The organism is Paractinoplanes toevensis, assembly GCF_018332695.1.
GTDB classification, from domain to species: Bacteria; Actinomycetota; Actinomycetes; order Mycobacteriales; family Micromonosporaceae; genus Actinoplanes; species Actinoplanes toevensis.
In genome coordinates, this window is the sequence record NZ_BOQN01000022.1 from 92,353 (window position 1) to 103,424 (window position 11,072).

General features: G+C 69.6%; 9 protein-coding genes and 1 pseudogene. 5 read left to right on the forward strand and 5 right to left on the reverse strand.

Translation table 11 applies throughout. The annotated features are described in order from the left end of the window. Positions 1-31: 31 nt before the first annotated feature. The 3 genes from Ato02nite_RS09220 to Ato02nite_RS09230 are packed head-to-tail and all read right to left on the reverse strand — an operon-like array spanning position 32 to position 1,152. Positions 32-643, reverse strand: coding sequence for a class I SAM-dependent methyltransferase (locus tag Ato02nite_RS09220; protein WP_213005996.1), 612 nt, complete (start codon positions 641-643; stop codon positions 32-34). Beyond that, complete coding sequence (locus Ato02nite_RS09225) at positions 640-891, reverse strand: hypothetical protein (RefSeq protein ID WP_213005997.1); 252 nt, start codon at positions 889-891, stop codon at positions 640-642. Before Ato02nite_RS09225 ends, Ato02nite_RS09220 begins: the two co-directional genes overlap by 4 nt. A 51-nt stretch (positions 892-942) precedes the next feature. Beyond that, the gene (locus Ato02nite_RS09230) at positions 943-1,152 is read right to left on the reverse strand and encodes an NIPSNAP family protein (protein WP_213005998.1); all 210 of its coding nucleotides are present in this window, start codon (positions 1,150-1,152) and stop codon (positions 943-945) included. Between the two features lie 768 nt (positions 1,153-1,920). Between Ato02nite_RS09230 and Ato02nite_RS09235 the strand changes: the two are divergent. The 4 genes and pseudogenes from Ato02nite_RS09235 to Ato02nite_RS09250 all read left to right on the forward strand — a co-directional run bounded on the left by Ato02nite_RS09235 (position 1,921) and on the right by Ato02nite_RS09250 (position 6,659). After that, a pseudogene (locus Ato02nite_RS09235) lies at positions 1,921-2,897 on the forward strand (enolase C-terminal domain-like protein). Between the two features lie 153 nt (positions 2,898-3,050). Then, positions 3,051-4,118 carry a sugar ABC transporter substrate-binding protein gene (locus Ato02nite_RS09240; RefSeq protein ID WP_246606392.1) on the forward strand — a complete coding sequence of 356 codons (1,068 nt, stop codon included), beginning with the start codon at positions 3,051-3,053 and terminating at the stop codon, positions 4,116-4,118. Continuing rightward, positions 4,115-5,629, forward strand: a complete 1,515-nt coding sequence (locus tag Ato02nite_RS09245) for a sugar ABC transporter ATP-binding protein (RefSeq protein WP_213005999.1) — start codon at positions 4,115-4,117, stop codon at positions 5,627-5,629. The genes Ato02nite_RS09240 and Ato02nite_RS09245 overlap by 4 nt, the downstream gene beginning before the upstream one ends. Further along, positions 5,622-6,659: an ABC transporter permease gene (locus Ato02nite_RS09250; RefSeq protein ID WP_213006000.1), complete on the forward strand. Its 1,038-nt coding sequence runs from the start codon at positions 5,622-5,624 to the stop codon at positions 6,657-6,659. Before Ato02nite_RS09245 ends, Ato02nite_RS09250 begins: the two co-directional genes overlap by 8 nt. 22 nt (positions 6,660-6,681) lie before the next feature. Here Ato02nite_RS09250 and Ato02nite_RS09255 read toward each other — a convergent pair whose 3' ends face one another. Further along, positions 6,682-7,428 carry a FadR/GntR family transcriptional regulator gene (locus Ato02nite_RS09255; RefSeq protein ID WP_246606393.1) on the reverse strand — a complete coding sequence of 249 codons (747 nt, stop codon included), beginning with the start codon at positions 7,426-7,428 and terminating at the stop codon, positions 6,682-6,684. A 592-nt stretch (positions 7,429-8,020) separates the two neighbouring features. Here Ato02nite_RS09255 and Ato02nite_RS09260 point away from each other — a divergent pair. Continuing rightward, positions 8,021-8,377 (forward strand): hypothetical protein, encoded by a 357-nt coding sequence (locus Ato02nite_RS09260; RefSeq protein WP_213006001.1) that lies wholly within the window; start codon positions 8,021-8,023, stop codon positions 8,375-8,377. A gap of 296 nt (positions 8,378-8,673) precedes the next feature. Here the strand turns inward: Ato02nite_RS09260 and Ato02nite_RS09265 are convergent, their stop codons facing one another. Then, the gene (locus Ato02nite_RS09265) at positions 8,674-11,070 is read right to left on the reverse strand and encodes a cellulose binding domain-containing protein (protein WP_213006002.1); all 2,397 of its coding nucleotides are present in this window, start codon (positions 11,068-11,070) and stop codon (positions 8,674-8,676) included. Between the last annotated feature and the right edge of the window lie 2 nt (positions 11,071-11,072).

Sequence of the window (11,072 nt, forward strand, 5' to 3'; positions counted from 1 at the left end):
GCCCGTCGCTCCCTTCCCGCGGAACGGGCCGCTAGGCCGCAACGAGGTCATGCAAGCGGGCCGGTATGCGGGGCCGGCGGCAGAAGTAGACGAACGCGGGTGGCATGTTGGCCCACACCGTCCGGCTGGTGACGACCTCCTCGAACCGGGCGCTCAGTGACTGCCGGAGCCGGAGGGCGGGCGGCGCCCAACGGGAGAAGGTGTAGGCGAACGTGGTGAAGGCGCCGTCCGGGGCAAGGGCGCCGGTGACCGCGGCCAGCAGGTCATCCTGCGTGCTCGCACCGAACGCCGCCCACGGCAACCCGCTCACGATGACGTCCGCCTGCCGATGACCACCGTGCGCCAGCAGGTCGGGAAGCCGGCGCGCGTCGGCGACGGCGACGTCGACCCGCGGAAACCTCGCGGCCAAAGGACCGGCGAATCGTTCGTTGATCTCGATCGCGAGGTGGCGACCGCGACCGGCGAGCCGACTCTGGACGGCAGCGGTGAACGCGCCGGTGCCGGGCCCGAGCTCGACCACCAGCGGGTCGCCGTCGCGGGGCACGGGCGCCGTGACGAGATCGGCCAGCCGGGCACCGCTGGGAGCGACGGCGGCGACGGTGAGCGGATCGCGCAGGAACTCGCGCAGGAACGAGACGCTCATCGCCGCACTCCCTGCTTCGCCTCAAGGCCCGTGCCAAGCAGTACCCGGGAGGGCCACTCCGCGCTCGTGCCGGTGTTCTCCGGCGCTAGCCGGTACTCCACGGTGACCACGACGGTGCGGAACCGGTCGAGCCATTCCAGCGGTATGTCGATCTGGGCGAGCAACTCGCGGTCGAGTTCGGGTACGCGCGGCAAGCCGGCGAGGAGCGTGCCGAGCTCCGGGTCGAAAGGCGTACGGGTCGGTGTCATGGCGGAGTCCTGTCGTCGTAGGTGGAGGGATGCGGCCGGCGGGTGCGTCGTTCAGACGGCGGCCTTGCCGCCGATCGGCATTTCGTCGGTGTATGCCGGTTCGCCGTCGAGCAGCGGCTGCAACTGGGCGACCAGGGGTTGCGCCTCGGCGGTCGCAAAGAACCGGCGGTGCGCCTCCGGCGTGGCCCAGCCCTCGACGAGCTCGTCACCCTTGCCGGGCCGGGCGGTCATGGCGGCGTGAAAGCCATGGTTGATGGGCACGGGGGTGATCTCCCTGTCGTGGGTTTGTCACCGCTGATCGGTGACATCTCCACTCTTGGTGCCACCCCGTTGATCTCCATCAGTCATGCGACTCCAACGATTTCCACGATCGGCAACCGGTGACCTAACCGGTCCCGCCGGCACGCGGGACGTGGGCCGAGCCGCCAAGCCGGCGTCACCTGAGTCATCGGTGCAGCAAAGGCGCTCAGGTCACCAGCGCAGGCTGTCTCCGCCAGCGGAGTCGGATGACGGATGTGGCGGGGACGCGGGGCGCGGAGGGTGAATTTGGCATCCCGATGGCGCGGTCGACGGATAACGCACGCCGCGTGGATCCCCATAGATCCGGAAGCGCATCGAACGGCACTACCCGGCTGCCCGTTCACCGCCATCGGCGGGTGAGGTCGTCGGCGACCGCCGACCGCACTCGCCCTCGGCGCCGCCGTCACACTCCGTATCTCCTGGGCGCGGGTACCTAGCGAACCGGAGGCTCGTTTCTCCTTGATCAAACAGGCGGCAGAGGCCATCAGCCAGCGCGGGGCGCACCCGCAACCTGCCAGGTCCCGGCCCCCGACGGCAGCCCGTGTCCCCGGGCCCGCGGAAATCAAACTCGCCGACACGGAGATCGAGGTCGCCGCCATCCGGTCGCTCGCCACGATGGTCACCGGCCAGTTGGTGGACGAAGTCGTCGCCGACCCCGGAGCGCTCGCCCGGCGGCTCGTCGGCGACAGTCAGATCCGCTGGCTCGGCCCGGCGAAAGGTGTCGTGCACATGGCCGCGGGCGGCCTGGTCAACGCGGTCTGGGACCTCGCCGCCCGGCGCGCGGGCCAGCCGTTGTGGAAACTGCTGGCCGCCCTGAGCCCGGAGCAGGTCGTCGCCCAGATCGACTGGCGCTACCTGCGCGACGCGCTCACCGAGGACGAGGCGCTGGCCCTGCTGCGGCACGCGGCCGGCGGCAGGGCCGAGCGCGAGCGCATCCTGCTCGACGAGGGCTACCCGGCCTACACCACCACCCCCGGCTGGCTGGGCTACGACGACGAGAAGCTCGCCCGGCTGTGCGCGCAGGCGGTCGGCGACGGCTACCGGCTGATCAAGCTGAAGGTCGGCGCGGACCTCCGCGACGACGTACGGCGGCTGGCGATCGCCCGGCGCGAGGTCGGCCCGGACGTGCGCATCGCCGTCGACGCCAACCAGATCTGGGGTGTGCCCGAGGCGATCGACTGGATGCGTTGGCGCCGTTCGACCCGTACTGGATCGAGGAGCCGACATCACCGGACGACATCCTCGGGCACGCCGCGATCCGCGCGGCATTGGCCCCGATGAAGGTCGCCACCGGCGAGCACGTGCACAACGCGGTCATGTTCAAGCAACTGCTGCTGGCCGGCGCCGTCGACGTCGTCCAGATCGACGCCTGCCGCGTCGGCGGTGTCAACGAGAACCTCGCGATCCTGCTGCTCGCGGCGAAATTCGGGGTCCCCGTCTGCCTCCATGCGGGCGGTGTCGGCCTCTGCGAGCTCGTCCAGCATCTGGCCATGTTCGACTTCGTCGCGGTCAGCGGCACGGCCGAGGACCGCGCCATTGAGTACGTCGACCACCTGCACGAGCACTTCACCGCCCCCGTACGCATCGACAACGGTCGGTACGTGGCGCCTCGCACGGCGGGAGTGAGCGCCGAGATGCGCCCGGAGACCCTGACCGCGTACCGGTATCCCGACGGTCCACGATGGACCGATTCATCAGATGCATAGGGCTTGGCAGGGCGAGATCACCCCATTGACCGGCACATCCTCGCGGCCTAACGTCAGATGTCTACAAAGTGTCGTCGGTCACATCCCCGTAAAATCCCCCGGCGGCGACGTCCCGGGAGCGCATCCCCTTCACCGCATCAGGGAAGGACTCCGGTGAACCGCAGAATTCTGGTCAGTCTGGCGGTCGTCACGACGCTCGGTGCCTCGTCTTCCATGGCGGCGTGCAATCGTGACTCGCCGGCGGCCGATGGCGCCGGCGCCGCCGCCCCCGTGGTCGGCGTGGACTATCCGAGGTCCGACACCGACTTCTGGAACTCCTACATCAAGTACGTTCCCCGGTCCGCCCAGGAGCTCGGCGTCCAGCTCAAGACCACGAACTCGCAGAACGACGTGGCCACGCTGATCTCCAACGTGCAGACGTTCGTGAGCCAGGGCGTCAAGGGCGTGGTGATGGCCCCGCAGGACACCGCCGCCATCGCACCGACTCTCCAGCAACTCGCCACCAAGAAGGTTCCGGTCGTCACCATCGACACCCGACCCGACACCGAATCGGTCTACATGGTCGTGCGGGCCGACAACCGCGCGTACGGCGTGAAGGCCTGCCAGTTCCTGGGTACCAAGCTCGCCGGCAAGGGCAAGGTGGTCATGCTCCAGGGCGATCTCGCGTCGATCAACGGCCGGGACCGCACCGAGGCCTTCAACGACTGCATGAAGAAGAACTTCCCCGGCATCACGGTCTTCGGCGAGGTGACCGACTGGAAGGGCGACGTCGCGGCGTCCAAGCTGCAGACGCGCCTGGCTTCCGACCCGGACGTCAAGGGCGTCTACATGGAGTCGTCCTTCGCGCTCTCCGGCACCAAGCAGGTGCTCAGGCAGAAGGGCCGGCTGGTGCCCCCGAGCGACCCGAAGCACGTCTTCATCGTCTCCAACGACGGAATCCCCGAGGAGCTCAAGGACATCAAGGCCGGCCTGATCGACGCGACGGTCAGCCAGCCAGCCGACCAGTACGCGAAGTACGGCCTCTTCTACGTCAAGGCCGCCATCGACGGCAAGACCTTCCAGCTCGGGCCGACCGACCATGACAGCACGATCATCAAGGTGCGCGACGGCGTGCTCGAGGATCAGCTCTCCGCGCCCCTGGTCACCGCGGACGGCGCGACGATCGGCGGTGAGAAGACGGCGAAGTACGACGACACGTCGCTGTGGGGCAACAACTCATGACGAACGAGGAACAGGCCACAGTCGTCGAGGCCACCGGGATCTGCAAACGCTTCGGGCCCACCGTCGCGCTCGACCGCGCCGGGATCGCGGTGCGAGTCGGCGAGACCCACGCGCTCGTCGGCCGCAACGGCGCCGGTAAATCGACGCTGGTCAGCCTGCTGACCGGATTGCAGGCGCCGGACACCGGCCGGATCACCTTCGCCGGCCGGCCGGCCCCGCCGCTCGGTGACCGGGACGCCTGGCGGCGGCAGGTGGCATGCGTCTACCAGAAGTCCACGATCATCCCGACCCTGACCGTCGCGGAGAACCTGTTCCTCAACCGGCACGACCGCGGCGCCGGAGGGCTCATCCGGTGGGGCGCGTTGCGCCGCTCCGCACGCGAGCTGCTGGCGACCTGGTCGGTGGAGGTGGACGTGGACCGGCCGGCGTCGGAGCTCACCGTCGAGCAGCGACAGTTCGTCGAGATCGCCCGCGCGCTGTCGTTCGGGGCCCGCTTCATCATCCTCGACGAGCCGACCGCCCAGCTCGACGGCACCGGCATCACCCGGCTCTTCGACCGCATCGCCGCTCTGCGCGCCCAGGGCGTGACCTTCCTGTTCATCAGCCACCACCTGCAGGAGATCGAGGAGATCTGCGACGTGGTGACCGTCTTCCGGGACGCCCGGCACATCGTCACCGCCCCCGTGGCCGAACTCGACCGCGGGGCCATCGTGGCCGCGATGACCGGTGAGGACATCAGCCTCACCGGCGACACGCACCGGGCGCCACCGGCCACCGACGCCGCCGTCCGTGTCGTCGTCCGGGATCTGGTGACCGCCTCGGGCGCTCAAGCATCGTTCGAGGCCCGCGCCGGCGAGGTGATCGGGCTCGCCGGCGGGGGCGCCAGCGGCAAGTTCGAGGTGGCCGAGGCCGTGGTGGGCCTGGCCAGGCCGACCGCGGGGACGGTCACCGTCGACGGCCGTACGCTGCGGCGAGGCAGCGTGCCGGACGCGCTCGCCGCCGGTGTGGGTCTCGTCCCGCAGGACCGGCACCGGCAGGGCCTGGTGCCACTGCTGTCCGTCGCCGAGAACGTCACCATGACCGTCCCCGACCGGATCGGCCGGCGCGGTCTCCTCTCGCCGGCACGCCGCGACGCCTTCGCCCGCCGGTTCATCACGGACCTCGCCATCAAGGCGTCGGGCCCGCAAGTGCCCGTCTCCGACCTCTCCGGAGGCAACCAGCAGAAGGTCGTCATGGCCCGCGCCCTAGCCGGTGACCCCAAGCTGCTGGTCCTCATCACCCCGACCGCCGGCGTGGACGTGCGCTCCAAGCAGACCCTGCTCGGCGTGGTCGAGCAGGTGCGCGGGCGCGGCAGTGTCGTGCTGGTCGTCTCCGACGAGCTCGACGACCTGCGCGTCTGCGATCGGGTCCTGGTGATGGTCCGCGGCCGCGTCGTTCGCGACATACCGTCCGGCTGGCGGGACAACGACCTGGTAGCCGCCATGGAAGGGGTCGATCTCGACCATGTCTGACACGCTGTCGAGCACCACCGCTCCCGCCGGGGCCCCGGCACCCCCGCCGGTCGCCCGCCGGACCGTCGCGCTGGCCCACCTGCGTGATCTCGCACTGGTGCCGGCCATCATCGCCGTCGGCATCGTCGGGTTCATCGTCAGTCCGGTGTTCCTGCAGGCTGACAACATCATCAACGTGCTGCAGAGCATGTCGGAGATCGCCATCGTCGTGCTCGCCGAGACCCTCGTGCTGATCACCGGGAAGATGGACCTGTCGCTGGAGTCGACCTTCGGCCTGGCGCCGGGCATCGCGGCCTGGCTGATCGTCGATCCGGCGGTGACGCACGGCCTCGGCGTGCACGCGGTCCCGGGTGCCCTGGCCGTCCCGCTGGTGCTCCTGGCCGGCGCCCTGATCGGCGCGTTCAACGGCTTGCTGATCGTGCGCTTCGGGCTCAACGGCTTCATCGTCACGCTGGGCATGCTCATCGTCCTGCGCGGCCTGCTCACCGGCATCTCCGGCGGCAAGACCTTCTTCGCCCTGCCGGGGTCCATGACCTACCTCGGCTCCACTTCGTGGCTGGGCGTGCCCGCGTCGATCTGGATCACCCTGGCCCTGTTCGCCGTGGCCGTCGTGGTCCTCGGCTACACCCGGGCCGGCCGTTCGCTGTACGCGATCGGCGGCAACGTCGACGCCGCCCGGGCGGCCGGCATCCGCACCGACCGGGTCGTGTGGCTCACCCTGATCATCGCCAGCACACTGGCCGCGCTCGCGGGTCTGCTCATCAGCGGACGGCTCGCCTCGGTCACGGCGGCGCAGGGCGACGGGGCGATCTTCCAGGTGTTCGCCGCGGCGGTCATCGGCGGAGTCAGCCTCAACGGCGGTAAGGGCACCGTCTTCGGGGCCTTCACCGGCGTACTCCTGCTTTTCATGATCATTAATGTGCTGACGCTGGCCGGCGTCCCGGCACAGTGGACCAACTTCCTCAACGGTGCGGTCATCCTCGTCGCGCTGGTCGTCTCCCGGATCACCGGTGGCAAGGCGCAAATCTGACCGCTCCCCTACATCTGATGAATCATCGTCGCTCCCGCCGGCGCGGTGCCTCGTCGCCGGCCGGCGGTCGCGGCGCGGCGGCCAGCACCGTACGCAGCCATGACTCCGACGTGTTCACGTGGATCAGCGCGCTCGCCTGGGCCAGCAGTGGGTCGCGCTCGCGCAGGGCCAGGTAAATCGCCTCGTGCTCGTTGAGCGTGACGTGCGCGGAGCCGCCTTCGATCAGCCCCCGCCAGACCCGCGCCCGCAGCGTCTGCCCGGACAGGCCGTCGAGCAGGGAGGTCAGCGTCTCGTTACCGGTCACCGCGATGACCGTGCGGTGAAAGGCGGCGTCGTACCGGATGAGCCGCTCGGCGTCGTCCGCCGCTCCCCGCATCTCCTCGAGGATCTCCCCGAGCCGCTCCACGTCGGCGTCGGTGATGCGCAGGGCGGCGACACCCGTGGCCACCGGCTCCAGCATTCGGCGTACCTCCATGACCTCCAGCAGGGTGTCGTCGCGAAGCAGCTCGACGGCGACGCCGAGGCCCTCCAGCAGCAGTCGCGGGGCCAAGCTCGTCACGTAGGTGCCGTCGCCGCGGCGCACGTCGAGCACGCGAGCCGCCTCCAGCACCTTCACCGCCTCGCGAACACCGCTGCGGGACAGGCCCATCTCCTGCGACAGCTGCTGCTCGGTGGGCAGCCGGGCGCCCGGGGGCAACTCCCCCGACTGGATCAACCCCCGGATCTTCGAGATCGCCTCGTCGGTCAGCGCCACCGGATCCTCCCGCAAGCCATGAGGCCAATCATCTTATCTTTGGGCGCGCTCATCCTCGACAACACGCTGGCCTTCAGACAGCGGGCATCGCTGCGGACGAGCAGCGGTCCGCCCCGGGCGGACCGCTCGACCTGCCGGAGCGGGCGGCGGCGACGCGCTGGGCCGACGGCCGCACATCGTGGACGCCGATGTGCTCGTCGAATACCACCATCCGCACTTCGGCCGCTGGCCGGCGGTCACCACCCGCCGCCACGGCGCGGGCCGGGTCACCTGCGTCGGCACGGTACCCGGACGCGACTTCGCCCAAGCCCTCGCCGCATGGCTCGCGCCGGTGCCGACCGGCGGATGGCGCCACCTCCCGGCCTCCGTCACGGCCACCACCGCCACCTCCCGGACGGGCGCCGGGTCCACGTCGTGCACAACTGGAGCTGAGAACCCGTCGCGGTCGAGCCGCCGGCGCCGCTGACCGACGCCCTGACCGGCGCCGCGGTCGCACCGGGCACAGCGGTGCACCTCGGCGCGTGGGACGTGCGCGTCTTCGCGTCGGCCGCAACCGAAGCTTCTGGCTGACCCGCCGCGGGTGAATCGCGGATCAACGAAGCCTCAGGTGAGCAATTTCCCGCTCGCGCTGGACATCCTCGGCGGCGCGCTGGCCTTGGTGGTGACGACGGGCGAGCCGCTCAAGGCCGGAGCGCGGGCGGTGAGCACGCAACTGGGCGCCGGCGTACTGTTCGGCATCGGTAATCTGCTGCAGCTCACGCTGCCGGGCCGGGCCGGTACCGGGCCCGGCTTCACCATCGCCCAGCTCAGTCTCGCCGTGAACGCCGCGATCGGCATCTGCGTGTTCCAGATCCCACCACCGGGCACGCGCAAGGCGCGCCGGGTGCTCGCCGGAATAGTGATTGCCGGCATCGCCGGCTGCACCATCGCCGCCAGCTGCGAAAGCCGGCGATCCAGCAGGTGACTGCCCGGGCGATGGCGACACAGAGACACGCCCGGGTGCTGCCGGCACCCGAGCGTGAGTCCCTCGTCCCGCTGTTCGCCGGGAAGGTCACCAGACCACGAGGCCCTCCATGCCGGAGCCGCACACCGCGGGGATCTGGACGAGCACTTGCCCGGGCACTACTGAGGGCTCGGGTAGTTCCGTCACCCGCAACACCTCGGGCCCGACCCAGTGCGCTCGCGACCACCGCCAACACTCGTCCACCATGGGCTGTTGCGCCGGGTTCGAAGCCTGGCGAGGCTTCGAACCCGGGCTGATCAACGGAGGATGCAGGTAACGGCTGGTACGGCGTTGGCGGTGTCGTCCTGGCTGGCGAGGAAGCCGTAGGTGGCGGAGCCGCCCGGGGGTAGAACGCCGTTGTAACTGACGTTGGACGCCGTCACGGTGGTGCCGCTCTGGGTCAGGTCGGCGTTCCAGGACTGACTGACCCGCTGGCCGTCGGCGAAGGTGAAGTCGGTCCGCCAGCCGGTGGACGTGGCAACCGCGTTGTTGGTGACGGTGACCTCGCCCTGAAATCCGCCGGTCCAGGTGGAGGTGATCTTGTAGGTGGCGCTGCAGCCACCGGCCGGTGCCGACGGGCTCGGCGACGGGCTGACGGTCGGGCTCGGGCTGACGGTCGGGGTCGGGGTGGGCGTCGGGTCGGTCGGCGGCGTCCCGTTGTAGACCTGCAGGTTGTCGAACTGGGCGGTCTCACCCTGGCTGGTGCCGAAACCGACCTGCCCGGCCCCGAAGGCCGAGTCGGTGACCGTGCCCACCGTGGTGCCGTCGATGACGGCCGCAATGGTGCTGCCGTTGAAGGTCAGTTTCAGGTTGTGCCAGCGGCCGGTGCCGAGGGCCGCGGTGGTGCCACTGCGCAGGGTGGTGAGCTGGCCGCTGGTGTTGTTGCGCAGGATCGACCAGGCGCCGGTGTCCTGGGCGCGCAGGAAGTATCCGTTGAACCGGTTGATCGGGTCCAGGTTCGTTGTGCCGACCCGGCCCTCGAGCTGCGCGTAGCCGGAGTTCTCCAACATGACGTCGGCGGAGAGGGTGTAGTTGTTCCAGTTGAGGTTCCCGCCGTACGTGTTGGGCTCGGACAGGGTTTTCCAGGTGATCGGCGCCTGGGGCGAGGCCTGCCGCAGGCACATCCCGGAACGGCCGCCGCCGCAGGCAGTCGTCTCGAACGCGCCCTGCATGTCCTGCAGGTAGCGGGGGAACCGGCCGGCGGCGTACGACTCGAAGTTGTCGGTGTAGGGCAGCGCCAGCGAGCCCTGCCCGGGGCTGGTGGCCGTACCCTTGCCCTGCCCGGTCGTGGTGGTGACGGTGTATATGGAGCCGGGCTGGACGGTCAGCGAGAAGGTGCCGCTGGACGGGGTGATGTCGGCGCCGCGCACGAAGTGGTCGGCGGTGTTGCTGGAGTTGAGGTTCGTCCGCCACACGTGGACCGGCCCGGTGGACAGTCCACCACCGACGGTGAAGTTCATCTGCTGGGCGCTGGTGGCGTCCACGGTTTCGATGACCGTGCTGTAGTCGGTGTTGTTCGGCGACTTGAGTGAGACGTAGCTGCCGTTGTTGCGGTTGCCGCCGATGAGGCCGCTCGACCGGTCGAGATACTTCCATCCGGGCGCGGTGAACTGGGTGGTGTGTGCCAGGGTCCAGGTGTCCTTGCCGACCGCGTACCAGCCGGACCACGGCTGGTTGGCCAGGATGAGCCCGACCGTCGCCCACGGGAGGTTCGGCGTGATCGCCGCGATGAGATCCCAGTTGAGGTACGCGGTCATCCGCCCGTCGACGTACCCCCGGTTGATGCCGCGGGCCAGCGGTTTGGCGCCGTCGTTGTAGTCCTGCGATCCGCCCTCGCTGTTCCAGAGCGTCTCGCCGGAGTTGGTGGCGTTCGCGGGCACCGTGCAGGTGCTCTGCGCGCTGAGGTAGCCGCAGACGTAGTGTGCCGACAGGACGTCGATCGCCGACTTGAGCGCGTTGTTGTTCACCACCGTGTTGGCCGGGCTCCAGTCGCCGGGCCAGGAATCACCGTAGATGATCTTCATGGCGCTGTAGCCGTTGCTGTTCAACGCGTTCCGCAGGCTGATCGTCCAGTTGGCGTCGTACTTCTTCTCGTTCTGCCCGGCGGTCAGGTAATCGATCGTCAGGTTGTGCTGTTTGGCGCAGCCCAGCCAGGACAGCAGATAGTTGATCATGTCGGTGGACAGGATGTTGCCGTTGCCGATCCAGCCGGGCGCGCCCCACGGCAGGCCCACCAGCTTGATGTTCGGGTTGCGGGCCTTGGCCTGCTCCATGATCCACCACTCGTAGCCGCGGTTGCAGTTGAGATCACCGCGGAAGTGCGCGTGGCTGGGCTCGGCGCCGCTGGTCGAGTTGGTGTCGCCGCCGATCTCGACCTTCAGGATCTGCAGCGCCGCCCCGTAGTTCGGCTTGAACAGGTAGTCGAGGATCTGGCTGCGCTGCGCCTCGGGATAGTCGAACAGCAGCCGGCTGTTGCCGCCGCCACCGCTGACCGCGCCGACGCCGTCGAAGGTGCGGCCGCCCGACGATCCGTCGATGGTGACCGCGGTGGCGGCCGCGGCCGGCGCGCTCAACGCCATCACGCCGCCGGCGGCAAGTAGAAGACCGGCCAGGCCCGTCCCGAGGGTGCGCCGCCCGGGTTTGGGGAACCTCATGA